Here is a 21,155-nt window from a genome sequence, read left to right on the forward strand (position 1 = left end):
GTCGGTTTTGGGGTTAGGCTGGCTCCGTCGGTTTCAGCGCAGCATGGCGGCGACATTGCCACCATCGACAGTGATGATATTGCCCGTTGTCTTGGCAAGCAGCGCGGAGGCGACGAAGGCCTGCGCCACGTCCTGAGCGGTGACTTCCTGACCCAGGATATTGCCCGCCATATAATCGGCGGTCGAGACGCCGCGCGCGGCGGCGCGGGCCGCGATCATCTCCGGATTGAGCAGGCCGGAGCGGATACGATCGGCATTGACGCCGTTGGAGCGGATGCCTTCCGCGCCATGTTCCAGCGCATATTGCCGGACGAGGGCGAGCAGGGCCGCCTTGGCCGTGCCGTAGGCACCGAAATTGGCACCGGGATTGACCGCCTGTTTCGAGACATTGAAGAGCAGCGCCCCACCGAAGCCCTGCATGCGCATGACGCCGACGGCCGCGCGCGCCATGCTCTGATGCCCGAAGAAGTTGAGCTCGAAACTCTGCCGCAACACCGCGTCCGGCATATCCGCCATCATGCCGGTGGAGGCCGAACCCGCGTTGGAGACGAGGATATCCAGCCCGCCGAAATGCGTGGCGACAGCGGCCATGGCGCGCGCCACGTCGGCCGCGTCAGTGACATCGCAGGCGAGCGCCAAGGCGCGGCCGCCGATGAGCTTGCGGGTGGCCTCTGCCGCCGCCGCGTCCCGGTCCAGCACCGCGATTTCCGCACCTTCCGACGCGAAGGCGCGGGCGACGGCCTGGCCGATAGCGCCACCGCCGCCGGTCACGGCCACGATCTGCCGGGCGAGCGGCTTCTCCGCGCCCTTGCCAAGCTTCGCCTGTTCCAGCGACCAGTATTCCATGTCGAAATGGTCGGCTTCGCTGATCGACTCGAAGGTGCCGACCGCTTCCGCGTCCAGCACGGCGTCGATCCAGGCTTCCGCGACGTCCGAGGATATGCTCGATTCCTGCGCGGTCTTGCCGATGCCGACGATGCCGAAACCGGGTATGGCGAGAACGCGGGGCAGCGGATCGAGCGGCTTCTTGATGCCGCCGACGCGGGCATTGTGGCGCGCGAAATAATCATCGTAGTCGGCGATGAAATCCGCGATCGCAGTTTCCGCCTCTGCTGCCCAGTTCGCGAGATCGCTCGTGCTCGCCGCAGGCAGAATGGCGGGCGCGGATTTGATGCGGATGACCTGTTCGGGGGTCGCGACACCGCGCTTGCCGTAATCCGCCAGCGCGCTGCCATTGACGAAATGCAGGATACGGTCGCTGCTGCGGTGATTGAGCAGCCAACGCGTCGGCACGCCGGCCGGCGCGTATTTCGCCAGGATGCCGCGCAGAACAGGGAAGATGGCCGATGCCGGTGCCGGATCGGCCGGCAGCGTCACCGGATGCAGGCCAGGATTGTCCTGTCCGTTTTCCGCGACATAGCGCTCCATCAGCGTGACCATTTCGATCATCAACTCATAGGCTTCGCGCGCCGTCTGCCCCATCGTGAAGATGCCGTGCTTGGCGAGCAGCAGGCCCTGGACGGAGGGATCGCGGTCGAAGGCATCACCGGCCGCCTTCGCCAGCTGAAAGCCCGGCATGATATAGGGCACGAAGCCGACGCGACCGCCGAAGATACGGGCGCAAACCGCTTCCGCGTCCGGCAGGCAGGCGATGGCCGTCGAGACGACCGAATGCGTATGATCGATGAATTTCTGCGGCAGATAGGCGTGCAGCAGGGTTTCCACGGACGGGTTGGGCGCCGTCGTATCCAGAAGATTCTGCCGCTGGGCGTTGACCATCTCCTCGTCCGACATGCGCTCCAGCTTGCGGAACTGGTCCAGCGGTGCGCGGCGCACGGCGGGATGGCCGTCCGGCTCGATCACCGCCAGGTCGCGGCCGCTGCCTTTGATGCAGAGCACATCGACAGGCTGCCCAAACAGATCGGGCAGTTGCGTCTTGACCGAGGTATTGCCGCCGCCATGCATGACCAGCCAAGGCACGCTGCCCAGCAGGCGCGACGTATAGGTGCGCAGCGCGAGATCCTCACCCACACCACGCTCCGCGTAATGGCGGACGCAGGCGCGGGCATCATCATCCGACCAAAGGCTTTTCATCGTCCTCGACGCCGTGTTGGGCTGCTCTGGCGGCAACCTTGGTGAACCGATGCGGATAGTAGAAGTCAGTCTGGACATATGTCAATAAACTCTGACAAAGTTACGGGCACGAATGGAGAGCACCGTAATGGGTCGGACCAAGCTTGCCGAGACGAAGCCGGACGCGCCCGCACGCATGCGGCGCGACGCGCTGACGCCACCGGTCGAATTCGCGGGCGATGCCATCGTCTGGGCGGCCTGGCTCTATTACGAGGAGGGGCTGACGCAGGAGGACATCTCCCGCACGCTGGGCATTTCGCGGGGCAGCGTCGTCACCATGCTGCAGGAAGCGCGGGAGAACGGCACCGTCTCCATCGCGGTCGCGACGGAGCATCTGCGGAGCGTGACCTTGGCCCGCGCCATCAAGGCGCGCTTCGGCATCCGCGACTGCCTGGTCGTTCCGGGCGATGGCGGGCGTTCAGCGGATCATGACCGGGTCGGCCGCGCGGCGGCAAAGCTGCTGTCTGAGACGCTGCGCCCGGATGACGTGCTCGGCGTCTCCTGGGGGCGCACGGTGCTGGCGCTGTCCCAGGCGATGGTGCCGCAGGTATTGCCGGGCGTTTCCGTCGTGCAGATCACCGGCAGCGCCATCGGTACCTATCGCTTTTCGGCGGAGGCCTGCGCGTCGAACATTGCCAATCGCATCGGCGGGCGCTGCGTCTATCTGCATGCGCCGGGCATCGTTTCCAGCGCCGAGATGAAGCGCATGTTGATGAACGAACCGACGCTGATCGAGCAGTTCCGCATCATGAGCACCTGCAACAAGATCATCTACGGCGTCGGCAGCGTGGAAGCGTCAAGCACGGCCTTCGACACCGGTTTTCTGTCACCGGAGGAAGGACAGCCCTATCGGGACCGTGGTGCGGTCGCGGTCCTGGCCGGGCGGTTTATCGATGCCGAGGGCCGCGTCGTCGACGGGGAGCTGGACGACCGGCTGATCGGCATGACGATCCCGGATATCGCGCTGATCCCCGAGCGGATTTGCGTGGCCGCCGGCCCTGACAAGGCAGCGCCAATCCTGGCTTTGCTGGCCGGCGGCTATGTCACGGTGCTGGTGACGGATGAGGCGACGGCGCAAGCCCTGCTGGCAATGCCCGAGCCGCCAGGGGGCTGAACGAAAACGCCCCATGCTGTCACCAGCATGGGGCGTTTTCGCGATGTTAATTGGAACATTCCCTAAATTCGTCATGGCCGGGCTTGACCCGGCCATCCAATCGTCTGGACGCCCAAAAGATGGGTCCCCGGGTCAAGCCCGGGGATGACCATTTAGAAAATTCAGGCCTGATTTAGCTCAGAACCTTCGACTTTTCGTCGATCGCGGCCATCAGCTCGTGCCAGGATTTCACGAAGCCCTTGGCGCCGGCGGCCTGCAGCTCCTCGGAGAGGGCGGTCAGGTCGATGCCGGCCTCCATATGGGCCTTCAGCACTGCGGCGAAATTACCGCCATCAGCCGTCAGCGCGCCACCCATCACGCCGTGATCGGCGAAAGCGAGCAGCGTGCCTTCCGGCATGGTGTTGACGGTATTCGGCGCGGCCAGACCCGTGATGTACAGCGTGTCGGACGCGTTCTTGTCCTTGGTGCCGGTGGAGGCGAAGAGCAGGCGCTGCGGATGGGCGCCAAGGTTTTCCAGGCGCTGCCAACGGTCGCTGGCGAGCAGGTCACGATAGGCCTTGTAGGTCTGCTGACCGACCGCGAGGCCGAGCGTGTTCTTGATCTCGGCCGGAACCTTGTCGCCCACGGCGCCGTCCCAGCGGCTGATGAACAGCGAGGCGACCGAACGCACGTCCGGGGACTTGCCTTCGGCGACCCGGCGCTCCAACCCACGCAGATAGGCTTCGGCGCAGGCCAGATAATGGTCGGCCGAGAAGAGCAGCGTCACGTTGATCGGCACGCCGGCATAGATGGCGTCTTCGATCGCCGGCAGGCCTTCCGGGGTGCCCGGGATCTTGATGAAGAGGTTCGGCTTCGCGGCCTGGGCGTGAAGCGCCGCGGCCTGCTTCACGGTCGCGGCGGTGTCATAGGCAAAGAGCGGGGAGACTTCGAGGGAAACGAAGCCGTCCACCGTGCCGGTACGCTCATAGATCGGCAGGAAGAGGTCGGCGGCGCGGGACAGGTCCTGGATCGCCATGTTGAAGAACAGTTCTTCGCCCTTGTGGCCGGCGTCGAGCTGCTTGTGGATTTCCGCGTCGTACCAGGTGCTTTTGGAAATCGCATTGTCGAAGATGGTCGGGTTGGACGTCAGGCCCGTGACCGACTTCGTCTCGATATAGCTTTTCAGCGTGCCGCTATCGAGAAGGTCGCGGGTGATATTGTCCAGCCACAGACTCTGGCCGAGCGTGTTGAGTTCCTGAGGTGCGGTCGAAGCCATGATGTGGTTCCTTTATCGCTTGCCTGTGTGGCGTGTCGTCTGGATCTCGGTCGGCACGTCGCAACTCTGAGAGGCGTATTATAACAGAGAGCGCTGACTATTTCGCCGCTTGTTCCAGCCCGTAAATGGAGGCGCCCAGAAGGGCTGCATTGATCATGATGACATGCACGGGAACGTTGCGCAGCATATTCGCGAAGCGGCCCTTGGCGGCGAAGGTCTGCATGAAGGCGCCATCCTGAAGCTGCGGCATCAGGCGCGGCGGCATGCCACCTGCCAAGTAGATGCCCCCCGTCGCCATCACTTTCAATGCCAGATTGCCGGCCTCGGCGCCCCAGATGTCGATAACGATGCGGAGCGTTTCGGCGGCCAAGGGGTTATTATCGGCGTCGTGCAAGGCAGCGTCGATGATCAGCGGCGTGCGGTCATGCGCTTCATGCAGCTTTGTCGCGAAAGCCGGCGGTTCAGCCGCCGGGTCGCGGGAACGCACGAAGTCATAGACATTGGGAACGCCGGAGCCGGCGCAGACGCGCTCATACCCCGCGTGGCGGAAACGGTCGGTGACGTAAGACCAGAGGCCGTCCTGGACCTGGTTGATGGGCGCGAAATCCGTATGGCCGCCTTCGGACTCGCAGGCGATATACCGATCGCCGGCCCAGATCAGGAAGGCTTCGCCGAGACCGGTGCCCGGCGCCATGATGCCGATGGCGGCATTCTGCACGGCGCGGCCGGCATTGATGACGGTCGTCTCCTCCGGCAGCAGATGCGGCACGGCATGGGCGATGGCTTTGAGGTCGTTCAGCAGGCTGACCGTCTTGAGGTTGAGGTCGCGCGCCAGGACCTTCTCGTCCAGATTCCAGGGCAGATTGGTGAGATGGGCATGGCCGTCGATGACGGGACCTGCGACATCGAAGCAGGCATTCGTGACCGGCTCCGCAGTCTTCATGTGCGTCTTGAGGAATTTCTCGATGATCGGTTCCAGCCCCGGATAGTCCTGGCTGGGAAATTCCTCTTCGGCGAGGAAATCCCGGGGCCCCTTATCAGGCGAAACAAGGGCGAGGCGGGTCTTGGTTCCGCCAACGTCACCGGCAATGAGCATCAGTCAAGCTCCTCCCAGATCGGGGGCCGCGCGCAGGCTAGAATTCAGACACCGCATCGTTGGTCCGTGGCCGATCTCGGCGGCACCATAGCGTGATGCGTGAGCAGGTCAAACGCGGCCAGGCCGCCGGTTAGGAGCCGGCAGACCGACGGGCTTTCGGCGGGTTTGCCAGCCTTTCCGCCCCGCTCATGATCACCGAAGCGCGCTGCAGCATCGCCGCCAGAGAAGCCTGGGAGCTTGTGCCTGTCTGGATCAGGAGTTTCTTGAGCCGCGTGCGCACGGTGCCGATCGGCAGGTTATGGGCTTCCGCGAAATCGGCCAGGCTATGGCCGTGGGCCAAGCTTTCCGCCAAGGCCGCATGGGGGGCGGAGAAGCCGAAAGCGGCTGTCGACCAGCCTTGCGCCAACAGCATGGGGGCGCGCAGCTCGGCGATGGTGACGATGACCAGCGGCCGTTCAGGCACGGCGTGAAGCCGCATCAGCGCGCTGGCTTCTTCCTGCCGGGTCAGGAAGCGCAACAGCTCCCCCGTGCCATGAGCGATGACCCGGCCGACAGCCTCAAGCATGGCCTGGGTATCACTGGCTCGGCGCACCGTCAGTTTGCCGTGATGGGCGTAGAACGCACGCGATGTTTGCAGCAAAGCCGGGCCGGTACCGCTGGAGGCGATGATTTCGCAGTTCGAGCGGACAAGAAACGTGGGCAAGGCGAACATGTTCAAAGCCAGCGCCGCGATATTGAGGGCCGCACCATCCTCGGCCGCATTCTCCAGCATCGGCAATGACGCGATGAGCGCGGCAGCCTGATCTGCACCCGCTCCCATGACGCTGACCGCTTTGACGGAGGCCGGTGGCGGGGCTTTGGTGCGCTCTGTCGATATCATGAATTCGTAACCTTGAGCCGCGGCCCGAATGCCGCAGTGAGCCAATTCCAGAAAACCCCGATTAGTCACGCTCTACAAGCATAACCGAGGGGAAAGATCGGCATCCCCGCAGGCTGCAATTCGCTCTATATCACCTTCCGCGCTGACTATCGGCGCATGGCTTGACGCAATCGCACGTGCCGCGAGCCCCAAAGGGGCACAGCAACGACGTAACGCGTCCTTTTTGGTCCAGTCGGTCCCAAGTCTGACCGGCGTCCTGAAGGGAAACGATATGTTTTCTGTTACGCACGCTGCGATGCTCGCTCATCGCAAAACCGTCTGAGGGTGATGCCGGTTAAGCCGGCCTGAGCCCCAGCCTTCTTCGTCGCCCTGTGGTTTCGCGCCACGGGTGACGGTCCCCTGCGTTCCATCCTTGTTCAAGACGTCACATTCGTGGGTAACCGCGGGTGTTAGGAGGATTGCCCGATGAGCCATATTCGCCCCCCGAATGCCTTGACCGCTCTGCGCCGCACCGCTGTTTCCGCTGCGGTCCCGCCGTCGGTGGATGAGATCATCCAGTCCAGCCGGCCCGAGGAATCGATCCATTGCCTGCGCCCGGCCGTGCTGCGGGCGACCGCCGCGCGTTTCGTCGCGGAATTCCGGGGTGACGTGCTCTATGCCGTGAAGTGCAACCCGGACGCGGACGTGCTGGAAGCCCTGTGGGATGGCGGCGTGCGCCATTTCGACTGCGCGTCCGCCGGCGAAGTGGCGCTCGTGCGTGGCCTGTTCCCGGACGCGGTGATCCATTTCATGCATCCGGTGAAGGCCCGCTCGGCGATCCGCGAGGCTTACCGCCTTCATGACGTGCGTGACTTCGTGCTCGACAGCGCGGAAGAGCTGGCGAAGATTATGACCGAGACCGGCAATGCCCAGGATCTTGGCCTGGTCGTGCGCCTGGGCCTGCCGCGCGGCAATGCGCTGTATGACCTGTCCGGCAAATTCGGTGCGCCGCTTGAGGAAGCTGTGGCTCTGCTGCGTGCGGCCCGTCCGCTCGTGGTGCGCCTTGGCGTCTCCTTCCATGTCGGTTCGCAATGCATGGACCCGCTCGCCTATCGCCGCGCCCTGGCGCTGGCCGGCGAGGCGATCCGCCAGGCCGGTGTCGCGATCGACGTCGTCGATGTCGGCGGTGGTTTTCCGGTGAGCTACCCCGATCTGGAGCCGCCCCCGCTCGGCGCCTATTTCGCTGAAATCGAAGGGGCTTTCGACGACCTGAACCTGCCCCAGGCGCGCCTTTGGGCCGAGCCTGGCCGGGCGCTGGTCGCGGCCGGCAGCTCCGTCGTCGTGCAAGTGCAGCATCGCCGCGGCGATACGCTGTACATCAACGACGGCGTCTACGGCAGCCTGTCGGATGCGGGCGCACCGGCTTTCCGCTTTCCGGCGCGTCTGATCCGCGACGGTGGCGCCCGTTCGGCGGCGACGCTGGAGGCTTTCGCCTTCTTCGGCCCGACCTGCGACAGCGCCGACTATATGAAGGGTCCGTTCTTCCTGCCGGCGGATATCCGCGAAGGCGATTGGATCGAAATCGGTCAGCTCGGCGCCTATGGCGCTTGCCTCGCGACCGAATTCAACGGTTTCGGCTGTGCCGAGACGGTGGCCGTGCGTGACCAGCCCATGCTGCAGACCCCGGGTCATCCGGGTGACGACCAGCTCGATCTGGCGGCCTGACCAAGCTGCCGCCCCTGTCTGCGGGCGGCGGTTCTTCTCTCACCGTCTTCTCACTGGGAGTTCTCGATAAGTGAAGCACGTTTCGTTCTCTGGCCGCTTGGTGATGGTTGGTTGTGGCAGCATTGGCCAGGGCGTTCTGCCCTTGTTGCTGCGTCATATCGGCATGGAGCCGTCCCAGGTCACGATCGTGAATTCGGACGAGCGCGGCAGCCGGGTCGCCGCAGAAATGGGCGTCCGCTACATCATCGCGCCGCTGACGCGGGAGAATTTCCGCGAGGTCCTCAGCCCGCTGGTCGGTCAGGGCGATTTCCTGCTCAACCTCTCGGTCGATGTCTCCTCCGTGGCGCTGATCGCCTTCTGCCGCGAGGTCGGCGCGCTTTATCTCGATACCTGCGTCGAGCCCTGGCTGGGCGGCTATACCGATACCGCGCTTTCGGCTTCCGCGCGCTCCAACTACGGGCTTCGCGAATCAGCTTTGGCTTTGCGCGAAGGCGACAATAACGGCCCGACCGCGCTGATCACCCATGGCGCCAATCCCGGCCTGGTCTCGCATTTCGTAAAGCAGGCGCTGCTCAACCTCGCGCAGGATACCGGCGTGGTCACGACCGTGCCGACGACGCGCGCGGAATGGGGCGCGCTGGCCCAGACCCTGTCGGTCAAGGTCATCCATATCGCCGAGCGCGACACGCAGGTCGCCAATATTCCGAAAGAGCGCGACGAGTTCGTCAATACCTGGTCGGTGGACGGTTTCGTGGGTGAGGGCTGCCAGCCGGCGGAACTCGGCTGGGGCACGCATGAGACGGTCTGGCCGGCTGACGCGCGCCGCCATGATTTCGGGTCGGGTGCCGCGATCTACCTGGAACGTCCCGGTGCCTCCACCCGCGTGCGGACCTGGACGCCGCAGGAAGGTCCCTTCCATGGCTTCCTGATCACGCATAACGAGTCGATCTCGATCGCCGACTACTACACCGTGAAGAACGGTGACGAGGTCGCCTATCGCCCGACCGTTCACTACGCCTATCACCCGGCCGATGACGCGGTGCTGTCGGTGCATGAACTCGCCGGCAAGAACTGGAACATGCAGAGCCGCACCCGGCTGATGATGGATGAGATCATCTCCGGCACGGACGAGCTCGGCGTGCTGCTGATGGGCCATGCGAACGGCGCCTATTGGTACGGCTCGCGCCTGACGATCGAGGAAGCGCGCAGCCTGGCGCCCTATAACAATGCGACCAGCCTGCAGGTGACGGCGGCGGTGCTGGCCGGCGTCATCTGGGCGATGGAAAACCCGCGCGCCGGCATTATCGAGCCCGACGCGATCGACCATGACCGCATTCTGGAAATCACGAAGCCCTATCTGGGCGAGGTTGTGGGCGTCTATTCCGACTGGACCCCGCTCGTCGATCGCGGCGTGCTGTTCCCCGAGGCGGTCGATGCCAGCGATCCCTGGCTGTTCGGCAATTTCCGCGTCGTCTGAGGAAGAGCCTGGAGGGCTTGCGATACCCGCCGGAAGGCGGGTATTGAGGCTCATATGGGCGGGCGTAGCATAGTGGTAATGCTCTAGCCTTCCAAGCTAGCTAGGAGGGTTCGATTCCCTTCGCCCGCTCCATCTCATTGCCTTTTTGTATTTTACGCCGCCAGCTCTCTTATCGTCGCCCGCGCACTCCACTTCACTGTCGCCCGCGGCTTCATGCCGCGGGTCTACCCGTTCCGGCGCCCAAACGCCGTCAGGGCGCCCCGTCGGGTCGTTCCCCGGAACAAGTCCGGGGATGACGAGAAGAGAGAGCGCCGCAGCGGGTCTACCCGTTCCGGCGCCCAAACGCCGTCAGGGCGCACCGGCGGGTCGTTCCCCGAAACAAGTCCGGGGATGACGAGAAGAGAGAGCGCCGCAGAGGGTCTACCCGTTCCGGCGCCCAAACGCCGTCAGGGCGCCCCTTCGGGTCGTTCCCCGGTCTGAACAACAAGTCCGGGGATGACGAGAAGAGAGAGCGCCACGGCGGGTACCGAGGACGACGAGGAAGGGAAGCAAGGCGGGCAAGACAGAAAAGGAAAGCGACGTCGTTGCCCGCTTCATCTGTTTCAGCCTTTCAGTTCCGCATTCTGTTTGACCCAGGATAGAAAAACATCGTCGGTCAGGTCACCGGCTGCCATTTGCAGCATGGTGACGACCGCCTCGGCATCGGTTGCCGCAAACCGCATACCGTTCAGCGCCAGGAAAAGTTCCAGGGCGACATAGGCCGTGCGCTTGTTGCCGTCGATGAACGGATGGTTTCGTGCAATCGCGATGGCGTAGATGCCGGCCAGCTCGGCTGTCTCCAATGTCTCATAGCCTGCCCTATTCAATGGGCGGGCCAGAGCGCTCTCCAACAGCCCTTCATCCCTGATGCCGGCAGCACCGCCATGCTCGCGAAGCTGTTCGTCATGGATTGCGAGAATAAGTTGACGCCCGAGCCAAACCGTCACTTGGCCAGCTCATGCAGGACGGCGCGCCGTTCCTTCATGATCCGCCGCGCCTCATCCATCTGTGCTTCGAAAACAGGATCGCTCGTGGAAAGTCGGACACCCTCGGGCGTCTCGATCGCATAAAGCGTGTCGCCCTTACCGATGCCTAGTTTCGCCAGCATATCTTTGGGCAGGATGACACCGACAGAATTGCCGATGCTCGTCAGCTTCAACGCGACCATCGCGACCCCCTGTTTGCACAGGGGTTATAACACATCTTTCACGCTTATTCGCGGACTTGTTCGGCGGCGCCTAACGATGCGGGCGCCCAAACGCCGTCAGGGAGCCGCGACGGGTAGACCCGCGCAACGAGTGCGCGGGCGACATATTGATACAGTTAAGGCGTGCCGCCGCGCCGGCCGGCGGCGGCCCCCAGGCGCAGGCGCAGCGCCTGCAGCTTGATGAAGCCCTGCGCGTCGACCTGATTATAGGCGCCCTGATCGTCCTCGAAGGTCACGACCTTCATGGAATAGAGGCTGTTCGGGCTCTCGCGGCCGATGACCGTGACATTGCCCTTGTACAGCTTCAGCGTGACGCGGCCGGTGACCGAGCCCTGGCTGGTATCGATCAGCGCCTGCAGCATCCGCCGCTCGGGGCTGAACCAGAAGCCGTTATAGATCAGCTCGGCATAGCGCGGCATCAGGCTGTCCTTGAGATGGGCAGCCTCCCGATCCAGCGTGATGCTTTCGATGCCGCGATGGGCGGCGAGCAGGATGGTGCCGCCCGGCGTCTCGTAGATGCCGCGGGACTTCATACCGACGAAGCGGTTCTCGACCAGATCGAGCCGGCCGATGCCATTGGCTTTGCCGAGGGCGTTGAGCTCGGTCAGCAGGGTCGCCGGCGACAGCGCCACGCCATTGATCGCGACCGCATCGCCGTTGTGGAAATCCATGGTGATGGTCGTCGCCACGTCCGGCGCATTTTCCGGGCTGATGGTGCGCTGATAGACGATCTCATCCGCTTCGACTGCGGGGTCTTCGAGGATCTTGCCCTCGGAGGACGAGTGGAGAAGGTTCGCGTCGACCGAGAAAGGGGCCTCGCCGCGCTTGTCCTTGGTGACCTGAATCTGGTTCTTTTCCGCGAATTCGATCAAGCGCGTGCGGCTCGTCAGGTCCCATTCGCGCCAGGGGGCGATGACCGTCACATCCGGCTTCAGCGCATAATAGGCGAGTTCGAAGCGAACCTGATCATTGCCCTTGCCGGTTGCGCCATGGGCGACGGCGTCGGCGCCGACTTCTTCGGCGATCTCGATCTGGCGCTGGGCGATGAGCGGCCGCGCGATGGAGGTGCCGAGAAGATACTGGCCTTCGTACAGCGCATTGGCGCGGAACATGGGGAAGACGAAATCCTTCACGAATGTTTCGCGCAGGTCGTCCACGAAAATCTGCTTCACCCCGGCCAGTTCGGCCTTGCGGCGAGCGGGTTCCAGCTCCTCGCCCTGACCGAGATCGGCCGTGAAGGTCACGACTTCACAGCCATAGGTCTGCTGCAACCATTTCAGGATAACGCTGGTATCGAGCCCGCCCGAATAGGCGAGCACGACTTTCTTCACGGATTTCGCGGCCATCTTGGTCTCCGGTCACTAACGATCCCCCAAAGGCATAAGCATGGGGCAGGGTGGCGACAAGCGCCGCCATCGCGATATGGATGTGCATGAGCAAACGGCGTCGCTTCAGACGGTCCCTCGCGGTCCTGATTCTGCTGGTTCTGGTCCTTGTCGGGGGCTGGACCGGCGCCTGGTATCTGCTGGCCGGACGGCTGGCGGATCATCTGGCGTCCTGGGAAAGCCAAGCCCAGGCGGCCGGTTTCACCATCCGCCATGACCCGCCGGTGCGGACCGGCTGGCCGATGGCGGCCGGCATCCGGCTGACGAATGTCTCGGTCCAGGTCAGCCGGTCTTATCTACCCGGCGGCGGTGTCTGGCAGGCGGGACAAGTGACGCTCGCGCTGGATATCCGCCACACCGGCAATCTGTTCATCGGCATCGACGGGCGCCAGTCGGTCACCCTCGGTCAAAATCCGCCGATTGCCTTCCAGGCGCAGACAATGACGGCGCTCGCGGCTTTGCTGCCCGGGGATCGGCTGGGCCTGATCCGGGGCAATGCCTCAGCCATTCTGGCTGCCTGGCCGGCGGGTTCGGGCAAGGTTCAACCCGTGTCGATCGCCAGCATAGCGGCCGCGCTGAACGCCGCTGGCCCGGACCTTACCCTCGCAGCCCAGTTGCACGACATCGGCCTGCCGCGCTCGCATATGGCGGCCCTCGGCAATCCGGCGTTTCTGTCCTTCGATACGGTGGTTTCGGGCCTGCCTGCCAAGCCCAGCCTGACGCTTCGTGCCTTCCATCTCGACGACGGTCCGCTGACGCTGAATGCGACCGGGCAGTTCGACCTCGCCGCTGACCGCAAGCTGCAAGGGATGGTGAATGTGACGGCGCAAGGCCTCGATCAGGCCATGCTGACACTGGCGGAGGCGAAGGTCATGACCAAGCCGGAAGCCCGTGCCATGACCGCCGTCGCAAGCCTGGTGATGGCACCGAACAGAGCCGCGCCGCTGATCTTGGATGACGGTCTCGTAAGGCTGGGGCCAATTCCCTTGTTCCGCTGGCCGCAGTAGAGGCGGGATTGCTCTTATCGCCGGGGCTCGAAATCTCGGGTGTTCAATGCGCAATAGCAGATGGCGAAACCGACCTCGGCGCCTTAAGTGAGTTGGTATGAACGATCTTCCCGCCTTTCTTGACAGTGGCCGTCCCAATCTTCCCGATGTCGTCGTGCCTCAGGGTGTGACGCCGTTTTTCCTGCCCGACCGTCCGGTGCGCGGTCGCCTGATCAAGCTGGGGCCATTGGCCGAGGCGCTGCTCAGCCGCCATGCGCATAATCCGCATGCGGTGACGCGGCTGGCCGGCAAGGCGCTCGCTCTGACGGCGGCGCTGGCGACCTCGCTGAAATATTCCGGCACCTTCAGCCTTCAGGCCAAGGGCGACGGGCCGGTCGATCTGCTGCTGACGGATTGCACCGATGAGGGCACGCTGCGCGGCTATGCCCGCGGCGACAATGATAAGCTCGCGATGCTTGACGATCCCGATACCGCGACGGACGCCGAATTGCTGGGCCAAGGCTATCTGGCCTTTACCGTCGATCAGGGGCCAGAGACCGAACGGCACCAGGGTATCGTCGCCATCGAAGGCCCGGACCTGTCCAATATGGCGCTGCATTACTTCACGACCAGCGAGCAGTTCCAGTGCTCCATCCATCTTGCCTGCGCCCAGACTGAACAAGGCTGGCGGGCGAGCGCGCTGATTCTGGAGCGCATCGCCTCGGGCGGCGACGGCAATCTGGCGATGTCGGACGCCGAGCAGGACGAGAGCTGGCATACGGCGGTTACGCTCGCTTCCACGATCTCGGACGCGGAACTGCTGGACGATGCGCTGACGCCCGAGCGTCTTCTCTATCGCCTATTCCATACCGAAGGCGTGGCCGTCGACCGCGCCCGGGCGCTGGGCTATGGCTGCCGCTGCTCGCGCGCCAAGCTGACCGGAATTCTGGAACAATTCACGCCGGATGAGCTGGACGAGATGGCGCAGGGTGACGACATCACCATGACCTGCGAATTCTGCAACATGGATTTCCGTTTTCCCCGCGCCGATCTGCGCGGTCAATCCGACGCCCGCCTGCAATAGGAGAAGACCTTCGTGAGACGCTCGTCGATGTTCCGCCATCTGCTGCTCGGTGCCGCGCTGTCGGCGCCGCTTCTGCTCGCCGGCTGCGGCGGGGATGACAGCGTGCCGCAAAACTTCCCGCCCTTGCGCTACAACTATCTGGCGCCGATCTCGCTCAATGTCGCCTCCGTCCAGACGGTCGTGAATTTCGCGCCGGGCCAGGGCGGCACCGATCTTGACCCGATGAGCCCGGAGGCGCCGCTGCAGGCGGTGCAGCAGATGATCCAGGATCGTCTGGTCGCCGGCGGCGCCGGCGGCACGGCGACGATCACCATCAACAGCGCGTCGATCAATCAGGTGAACGACACGGCTGTCGGCAATATCTCGCTACGCCTGACCGTGCGCTCCGCCGACGGCCGCTCGCGCGGCTATACGGATGCGAGCGTCAGCCGGACCCGGACCATGCCGGACGATACTAGCCAGACTGCGCTGCGGGCCTTCCTGTATGCCATGACGCAGGATCTGGTGAATGCCGAGAATGTCGAGCTTGAGTATCAGATCCGCAACAATCTGCCGCGCTGGATCGTCGGCGGGGGTTCCGCCGTCATTGGCGGGCCGTCAGCGCCGACGCCGGTGCAGGCCGTACCGTTGAGCGGACCCGGCGCCCCGGTCATTGGCGCCCCGGTCACTGGCGCGGCGGTGCCGCTGGGCGGCAGCCAACCCGCCCCGGCGATGCCGGGCATGGCCATGCCGGCAGCGGTGCCGCCGATGCCGACCGATACGGATACGATGCCGGGCGGTGATCTTGGCATGCCCCAGGGCAATCCGGTGCCGACCGACCAGGACCTCTCGGCCCCGGCGATGCCGGGCGCGCCGACGCAGCTGACGCCGGCCATGCCTGCCGCCCCGGCCGCGATGCCGCAATTGGTGCCCGTGCAGCCGAACGGCACGATGGGTGCGACCGTGCCGGCAGCCATACCCGCGCCGGCTCCCGCACCTGCGCCCGCGCCTGCTCCGGCACCCGCCCCGGTACCGAAACCGGCCCCGGCGTCTTCGGCCAATTTGCCGGCACTGCCGGCAAACATTACGCCGTAACGATGGGTTCAGGGATGGAGCTTGGCGCCCTTGGTGGCCTTGTCGACATCCTTTTTCAGACCCCGCAGAGCGAGCCCGACCAGATCGGGCTGCTCTGCGGGTTCCTGTTTGAAGACCGCGCGGTTATCCGCGTCATTCCCGGTTGCGAACATCGCCCTGACATAGACGGCGCGGTCGATCCCGCGCTCGATCGATTGGGCAAAGGCCCTTTGCAATAAGGCTGATGTCGCCGCGAAGATCAGCATGGGCTGGATGAGCATCCGACCATGCGGCCGGCCGAGCGCATCCTCGTAAAACTCACCGATAGCGTCCGGTGCTGCCGCCGCGACGCCGGTTGCCAGAAATGCCGTCACGTTCAGCTTCTGCCAGACGGCGAGATCTTCCAGCACCAGAATGGCCACCTTGGTCTCGAACATGCTTTTTCCCCTCACAAGAAGGGCGAGACTTTCAGGGCATCGTTGGCTGTCGGTCTGGAACGCCCGTGCAGAGCAGGCGATAGGCGCCGGGCGCGATGCCATAGGCGCGGCGAAAGCGCCGGCCCAGATGGCTTTGATCCGCGAAACCGCAATCAGCGGCGACGGCCGCTGGGCTGATCCCTGTGGCGAGCAACTGCCGCGCCTGGAGCAGCCGGGTCTGCAGCCGATAGGCATGGGGGCTGGTGCCGTAGGCGGTGCGAAAGGCGCGCGCGAGCTGGAACCGGTCTGCCGCGCCGGCCGCTTTGGCCAGGGCATCCGCGCCGATATCCTCGGTCAATGCATCATGCAGACGGTCGCGGGCACGCCGGGCGATGGCAGGGGCTTCTTTGTTTGCGGATGCGCGCTCAGGCCGCAGCAGATGCGGCCTTAGCCTATCCAGCACGCTGTCCAGGGCAGCATCGCGCCGCAATTGCTCGGCTGATTGCCGCAGGGCCACGTAGGCATGGCCGATGGCAAGACCGAGCGCCGGATCGTCGCAGAGCGTCGTCAGAAAACCCGGATCGCTGTCCTGTCCGTCCCGCAGCCCCCGCTTCAACCATTTACGCGGCAGATAGAGCATGCGGTATGCGAATCCGCCTTGGGCGCCGGCCTGACCGTCATGCGCTTCCTGCGGTTCAATGAGAATCACGCGCCCGGTCGTGCTCTTTTGGCGTGTGCCGCGGCACAGAAAATCCTGCACGCCGTTATCGGTGACGCCGACCAGCCATTCGTCATGCCGGTGCAGGTCATAGGCATGGCCCGCGAAGCGCGCAGCCAGCCCCTCGATACCGCTGGCCGCGTCGCGCGCGAAGGAAATCCGGTCAGGCGAAGACATCGGCTCCGCCTGAATGGAATCAGCGCGCGGTGCCGCCGATGGTCAGTCCCGCCATCTTCAGATGCGGCTGCCCGACGCCGACCGGCACGCCCTGGCCTTGCTTGCCGCAGGTGCCGATGCCGGGATCGAGCGCCAAGTCATTGCCGATCATCGTCACCTTGGTCAGTGCATCCGGACCATTGCCGATGATGGTGGCACCCTTCACCGGGGCGCCGAGCTTGCCGTCCTCGATCATGTAAGCCTCGGAGGCCGAGAAGACGAATTTGCCCGAGGTGATATCGACCTGGCCGCCGCCGAAATTCACGGCGTATAGGCCGCGTTTCACCGAGCGGATCATCTCCTCCGGCGAATGCTGGCCGTTCAGCATGATCGTATTGGTCATGCGCGGCATCGGCGCATGGGCATAGGACTGGCGGCGGCCATTGCCGGTCGCGCGCATATTCATCAGCCGCGCATTGAGCCGGTCCTGAATATAGCCGACGAGAATGCCGTCCTCGATCATGACCGTGCGGCTGGTCGGCGTGCCTTCATCATCGACCGTCAGGCTGCCGCGCCGGTCAGGCAGGGTGCCGTCATCGACGATGGTGACGCCCGGGCTGGCCACGCGCTGGCCGAGCAGGCCCGCGAAAGCCGAGGTCTTCTTCCGGTTGAAATCGCCTTCCAGCCCATGGCCGATCGCTTCATGCAGCAGGATGCCGGGCCAGCCGGAGCCGAGCACGACCTCCATCTCCCCCGCAGGTGCCGCGACGCTGTCGAGATTAAGCAGCGCCTGGCGCAGCGCCTCATCGGCGGAGGCCCGCCAGACGGCGCCGTCCATGATCTGGGCATAGCTGAACCGCCCGCCGGTACCATGGCCGCCCGTCTCGCGCCGTCCGTCCTGCTCGACCACGACCGAGACGTTCAGCCGCACGAGCGGGCGCAGATCGGCGACGCGGCTGCCATCGGCGCGCAGGATCTGCACGGCCTGCCATTCGCCGTAGAGCGAGGCCATCACCTGCGTCACCCGGGGGTCAAGCGCGCGGGCATAGGCGTCGATCTCAGACAGAAGCGCGGCACGGACCGCGAATTCCGTCGTGCGCAGCGGATTGTCGCCGCTGTAAAGACGTTGATTGGTTGCCTGCGGGGCGGCCATGAACTCCCCCGAATGGCCGGATCGCACGGCGCGGACGCTGTCGGCGGCGCGATTCAGCGCAGCCTCGGACATCTCGCCGGCATGGGCATAGCCGGTCGCCTCGCCCGAGACGGCGCGCAGGCCGAAGCCGAGGGCGGTATCGGAACTGGCCGTGCGGATGCGGCCGTCTTCCAGCGCCAGGGCCTCGCTCTCCCGGTATTCCAGGAAAAGCTCGCCGTCATCGGCGCCGGTCAGCGTCTGCTGCACCAATTGCTCGGCGGCGGCACGATCCAGCTCGCTGCCGTCCTGGCCGAAGAACAGCCCGTCGGTGGTTTCCAGTGGGGTCGCGGAGGGCAGCATGGGACAAGGACTTTCACAAGAATCGGGCGCAGGCCGCATGGCGACGCAGGCCCCTGACTGCCAAATGGCGATGCCAGAGGCCTATTGCACCATCACAGTCCCGTCCTCGGCAAGCACCGTGTCATGCGGTGCCCGCGCGGCGGTCCTGAAAGTCCGGTCAATGGAGGGTGAGGTTGACGTCCACATGGCGCCATCGCGGCGGGGCGATGAGGCTGCCCGCGTGACTGACGCGGACGGAATGGAGCGGTCCTTCGATCTCGCGTTTCCAGAAATCGAGAAAGCGGCGGAGCGTCGGGTAGTCCGGGGCCAGATCCAACTCCTGCCAGATATAGGTCTGCAAAACGGCGGGGTGGTCTGGCAGGCGATAGAGGATTTCCGCGGTCGTCAGGCGAAAGTCACGCAGCTGGAGAGCCAGGCTCATTCTATCATCCTTGCCGTTTGAAGAGGGTGGTTGGAATGCGGCTGTCGTTACCAATCTGATGCTGTGGACGGTCGGGATCCGGCGGGTATTGGGGCGCCTTCACCCTGGCCATCAGGACGATGACAAATTCATCAAGTTGCCACAAGAAAAAACGCAACAAGATCAGCGCATTAGCACTCGACCCCTGAGAGTGCTGCCGAAATCATTGACACTGGCGGGGGGAGTGGCTAGATCGCTGGCACTCTCACGAAGAGAGTGCCAAGACGCGCAGGCCGGTGCCGCTTTTTGGGCCGCCAGCGGGTTAAAGCTCAACACACCCCATTCAGGAGCGATCCGAATGAAATTCCGTCCGCTACACGACCGCGTTGTTGTTCGCCGCTTGACCGCGGAAGAAAAGACTGCCGGCGGCATCATCATCCCCGATACCGCCAAGGAAAAGCCGATGGAAGGCGAAGTCATCGCCGTCGGCGCCGGTGCGCGTAACGAGCAGGGCGCGATCGTCGCGCTCGACGTTAAGGCCGGCGACAAGATCCTGTTCGGCAAGTGGTCCGGCACCGAGGTCAAGATCGATGGTGAAGAACTCCTGATCATGAAGGAGTCTGACATCATGGGTGTGATCGCCTAATCACGCGACGGCGGCCTTAAGGGCGCCTCGCCTCAGCCGATCCTGTCTCTATTTTAGAAGGACATAGTCCAATGGCAGCGAAAGACGTTCGCTTCTCCACCGACGCGCGGGCCCGCCTGCTGCGCGGCGTCGATATCCTGGCCGATGCCGTTAAGGTGACGCTGGGTCCCAAGGGCCGCAATGTCGTCATCGACAAGAGCTTCGGCGCCCCGCGCATCACCAAAGACGGTGTGACGGTCGCCAAGGAAATCGAGCTGGCCGACAAGTTCGAGAACATGGGCGCACAGATGCTGCGCGAAGTGGCCTCGAAGACCAATGACCTGGCCGGTGACGGCACCACGACGGCGACCGTTCTGGCCCAGGCCATCGTGCGCGAAGGCCTGAAGGCCGTTGCCGCCGGCATGAACCCGATGGATCTGAAGCGCGGCATCGACAAGGCCGTTGCCCTGGTCGTCACCGAGATCAAGACCCGCTCCAAGAAGATCAACTCCCCGTCCGAGACCGCGCAGGTTGGCACCATCTCCGCCAACGGCGAGGCCGATATCGGCGAGAAGATCTCCGAAGCGATGCAGAAGGTCGGCAACGAGGGTGTCATCACCGTCGAAGAGAGCAAGGGCATTGAGACCGAGCTCGACGTCGTCGAAGGCATGCAGTTCGACCGCGGCTATGTCTCGCCCTACTTCATCACCAATCCGGATAAGATGGTTGCCGATCTCGACAGCCCCTACATCCTGATCCACGAGAAGAAGCTCTCCGGCCTGCAGCCGATCCTGCCGCTGCTGGAAGCCGTCGTTCAGTCCGGCAAGCCGCTGCTGATCATCGCCGAGGACATCGAAGGTGAGGCTCTCGCCACCCTCGTCGTCAACAAGCTGCGTGGCGGCCTGAAGATCGCGGCCGTTAAGGCTCCGGGCTTCGGCGATCGCCGCAAGGCCATGCTGGAAGACATCGCGATCCTGACCGGTGGTCAGGTCATCAGCGAAGATCTGGGCATCAAGCTTGAGACCGTGACGCTCGCTATGCTCGGCCGCGCCAAGAAGGTGCTGATCGAGAAAGAGAACACCACGATCATCGAAGGCGTCGGCAAGAAAGAAGACATCGCCGGCCGTTGCTCGCAGATCCGCGCTCAGGTCGAAGAGACCACGTCCGACTACGATCGCGAGAAGCTGCAGGAGCGTCTGGCGAAGCTCGCCGGTGGCGTGGCCGTGATCCGCGTCGGCGGCTCGACCGAAGTCGAAGTGAAGGAGCGCAAGGATCGCGTCGATGACGCGCTGCATGCGACCCGCGCGGCGGTCGAGGAAGGTATCGTTCCGGGCGGCGGCGTTGCGCTGACGCGCGCGTCCACCGTTCTCGTCGGTGTGAAGGGCGACAATTCCGACCAGACCTTCGGCATCGAAATCGTCCGCAAGGCGATCCAGACGCCGCTGCGCCAGATCGCTGAGAATGCCGGTGCCGATGGCGCCGTCATCGCCGGCAAGATCCTGGAGAAGGACGAGTACAATTGGGGCTACGACGCTCAGACGGGCGAGTTCAAGGACCTCGTTGTCGCCGGCATCATCGACCCCGCGAAGGTCGTGCGCACGGCGCTGCAGGACGCGGCTTCGGTTGCCGGTCTGCTCGTGACGACCGAGGCGATGGTCGCCGAGCGTCCCGAGAAGAAGTCTGCTCCGATGCCGGGCGGTGGCGGCATGGGCGGCATGGGCGACATGGACTTCTAAGATTGTGAATTTCGCCGGGGTGGAGGTCATCCTCCCCGGTGATTTTTCCGTTCTAGTTCAGGAACAAGGGGCAGGCCCAGTCTGCCCCTTTTTCTATGTCCGGACTGGGAATTCCATTGTGATTGACAACCCCTGCCGTTTTCTGCATGGCTAATGCGCATTCAAATTCTGGCCTATCTTGTTGCGCCTGTCTCTTGCG

19 protein-coding genes and 1 tRNA gene are annotated in these 21,155 nt (G+C 64.3%); 9 read left to right on the plus strand and 11 right to left on the minus strand.

Annotated elements, in window-relative coordinates:
• Positions 1-33: 33 nt before the first annotated feature.
• Positions 34-2,094 carry a bifunctional aldolase/short-chain dehydrogenase gene (locus tag ACELLULO517_RS19875; RefSeq protein ID WP_227309161.1) on the minus strand — a complete coding sequence of 687 codons (2,061 nt, stop codon included), beginning with the start codon at positions 2,092-2,094 and terminating at the stop codon, positions 34-36.
• A gap of 127 nt (positions 2,095-2,221) precedes the next feature.
• On the opposite strand from ACELLULO517_RS19875, the gene ACELLULO517_RS19880 reads away from it, so the two are divergent.
• Complete coding sequence (locus ACELLULO517_RS19880) at positions 2,222-3,247, plus strand: sugar-binding transcriptional regulator (RefSeq protein ID WP_227309162.1); 1,026 nt, start codon at positions 2,222-2,224, stop codon at positions 3,245-3,247.
• Positions 3,248-3,419: 172 nt separating this feature from the next.
• On the opposite strand, the gene tal is transcribed toward ACELLULO517_RS19880, so the two are convergent.
• The 3 genes from tal to ACELLULO517_RS19895 form a co-directional block, all read right to left on the minus strand.
• Positions 3,420-4,502 carry a transaldolase gene (gene tal / locus ACELLULO517_RS19885; protein WP_227309163.1) on the minus strand — a complete coding sequence of 361 codons (1,083 nt, stop codon included), beginning with the start codon at positions 4,500-4,502 and terminating at the stop codon, positions 3,420-3,422.
• A gap of 97 nt (positions 4,503-4,599) precedes the next feature.
• The gene (glk, locus tag ACELLULO517_RS19890) at positions 4,600-5,598 is read right to left on the minus strand and encodes a glucokinase (protein WP_227309164.1); all 999 of its coding nucleotides are present in this window, start codon (positions 5,596-5,598) and stop codon (positions 4,600-4,602) included.
• Positions 5,599-5,728: 130 nt separating this feature from the next.
• Positions 5,729-6,478: a helix-turn-helix transcriptional regulator gene (locus ACELLULO517_RS19895; RefSeq protein ID WP_227309165.1), complete on the minus strand. Its 750-nt coding sequence runs from the start codon at positions 6,476-6,478 to the stop codon at positions 5,729-5,731.
• A gap of 465 nt (positions 6,479-6,943) precedes the next feature.
• Here ACELLULO517_RS19895 and ACELLULO517_RS19900 point away from each other — a divergent pair, with 465 nt between their 5' ends.
• From ACELLULO517_RS19900 to ACELLULO517_RS19910, 3 genes are all read left to right on the plus strand, one after another.
• The gene (locus tag ACELLULO517_RS19900; protein ID WP_227309166.1) at positions 6,944-8,182 is read left to right on the plus strand and encodes a type III PLP-dependent enzyme; all 1,239 of its coding nucleotides are present in this window, start codon (positions 6,944-6,946) and stop codon (positions 8,180-8,182) included.
• 70 nt (positions 8,183-8,252) lie between these two features.
• A complete protein-coding gene (locus ACELLULO517_RS19905) occupies positions 8,253-9,659 on the plus strand; it encodes a homospermidine synthase (RefSeq protein ID WP_227309167.1) in 1,407 nt (468 codons plus the stop codon).
• A gap of 58 nt (positions 9,660-9,717) precedes the next feature.
• Positions 9,718-9,791: transfer RNA gene (locus tag ACELLULO517_RS19910), tRNA-Gly, on the plus strand.
• A gap of 470 nt (positions 9,792-10,261) precedes the next feature.
• On the opposite strand, the gene ACELLULO517_RS19915 is transcribed toward ACELLULO517_RS19910, so the two are convergent.
• From ACELLULO517_RS19915 to ACELLULO517_RS19925, 3 genes are all read right to left on the minus strand, one after another.
• On the minus strand, positions 10,262-10,645 hold the full coding sequence (locus ACELLULO517_RS19915; protein ID WP_227309168.1) for a type II toxin-antitoxin system death-on-curing family toxin: 384 nt from the start codon (positions 10,643-10,645) through the stop codon (positions 10,262-10,264).
• Positions 10,642-10,866: an AbrB/MazE/SpoVT family DNA-binding domain-containing protein gene (locus tag ACELLULO517_RS19920; protein ID WP_227309169.1), complete on the minus strand. Its 225-nt coding sequence runs from the start codon at positions 10,864-10,866 to the stop codon at positions 10,642-10,644. The genes ACELLULO517_RS19915 and ACELLULO517_RS19920 overlap by 4 nt, the downstream gene beginning before the upstream one ends.
• Positions 10,867-11,021: 155 nt before the next feature.
• Positions 11,022-12,251 carry an argininosuccinate synthase gene (locus tag ACELLULO517_RS19925; RefSeq protein WP_227309170.1) on the minus strand — a complete coding sequence of 410 codons (1,230 nt, stop codon included), beginning with the start codon at positions 12,249-12,251 and terminating at the stop codon, positions 11,022-11,024.
• Positions 12,252-12,337: 86 nt separating this feature from the next.
• Here ACELLULO517_RS19925 and ACELLULO517_RS19930 point away from each other — a divergent pair, with 86 nt between their 5' ends.
• The 3 genes from ACELLULO517_RS19930 to ACELLULO517_RS19940 all read left to right on the plus strand — a co-directional run bounded on the left by ACELLULO517_RS19930 (position 12,338) and on the right by ACELLULO517_RS19940 (position 15,434).
• Positions 12,338-13,297 carry a DUF2125 domain-containing protein gene (locus ACELLULO517_RS19930; protein WP_227309171.1) on the plus strand — a complete coding sequence of 320 codons (960 nt, stop codon included), beginning with the start codon at positions 12,338-12,340 and terminating at the stop codon, positions 13,295-13,297.
• Between the two features lie 97 nt (positions 13,298-13,394).
• Positions 13,395-14,360 carry an Hsp33 family molecular chaperone HslO gene (hslO, locus tag ACELLULO517_RS19935; protein ID WP_227309172.1) on the plus strand — a complete coding sequence of 322 codons (966 nt, stop codon included), beginning with the start codon at positions 13,395-13,397 and terminating at the stop codon, positions 14,358-14,360.
• 12 nt (positions 14,361-14,372) lie between these two features.
• Positions 14,373-15,434, plus strand: a complete 1,062-nt coding sequence (locus ACELLULO517_RS19940; RefSeq protein ID WP_227309173.1) for a hypothetical protein — start codon at positions 14,373-14,375, stop codon at positions 15,432-15,434.
• Between the two features lie 8 nt (positions 15,435-15,442).
• On the opposite strand, the gene ACELLULO517_RS19945 is transcribed toward ACELLULO517_RS19940, so the two are convergent.
• The 4 genes from ACELLULO517_RS19945 to ACELLULO517_RS19960 all read right to left on the minus strand — a co-directional run bounded on the left by ACELLULO517_RS19945 (position 15,443) and on the right by ACELLULO517_RS19960 (position 18,616).
• Positions 15,443-15,850 (minus strand): DUF2000 domain-containing protein, encoded by a 408-nt coding sequence (locus ACELLULO517_RS19945; RefSeq protein ID WP_227309174.1) that lies wholly within the window; start codon positions 15,848-15,850, stop codon positions 15,443-15,445.
• Positions 15,851-15,881: 31 nt separating this feature from the next.
• Positions 15,882-16,724: an AraC family transcriptional regulator gene (locus tag ACELLULO517_RS19950; RefSeq protein WP_227309175.1), complete on the minus strand. Its 843-nt coding sequence runs from the start codon at positions 16,722-16,724 to the stop codon at positions 15,882-15,884.
• Between the two features lie 19 nt (positions 16,725-16,743).
• Positions 16,744-18,195, minus strand: coding sequence for a metalloprotease TldD (gene tldD, locus ACELLULO517_RS19955; protein WP_227309176.1), 1,452 nt, complete (start codon positions 18,193-18,195; stop codon positions 16,744-16,746).
• A gap of 157 nt (positions 18,196-18,352) precedes the next feature.
• Complete coding sequence (locus tag ACELLULO517_RS19960; protein WP_227309177.1) at positions 18,353-18,616, minus strand: usg protein; 264 nt, start codon at positions 18,614-18,616, stop codon at positions 18,353-18,355.
• Positions 18,617-18,953: 337 nt separating this feature from the next.
• On the opposite strand from ACELLULO517_RS19960, the gene groES reads away from it, so the two are divergent.
• Both groES and groL read left to right on the plus strand, forming a co-directional pair.
• Positions 18,954-19,241, plus strand: coding sequence for a co-chaperone GroES (gene groES, locus ACELLULO517_RS19965; RefSeq protein WP_227309178.1), 288 nt, complete (start codon positions 18,954-18,956; stop codon positions 19,239-19,241).
• 71 nt (positions 19,242-19,312) lie between these two features.
• The gene (gene groL, locus ACELLULO517_RS19970; protein ID WP_227309179.1) at positions 19,313-20,956 is read left to right on the plus strand and encodes a chaperonin GroEL; all 1,644 of its coding nucleotides are present in this window, start codon (positions 19,313-19,315) and stop codon (positions 20,954-20,956) included.
• Positions 20,957-21,155: the final 199 nt, after the last annotated feature.

Source organism: Acidisoma cellulosilyticum (assembly GCF_020621385.1).
Classification (GTDB): domain Bacteria; phylum Pseudomonadota; class Alphaproteobacteria; order Acetobacterales; family Acetobacteraceae; genus Acidisoma; species Acidisoma cellulosilyticum.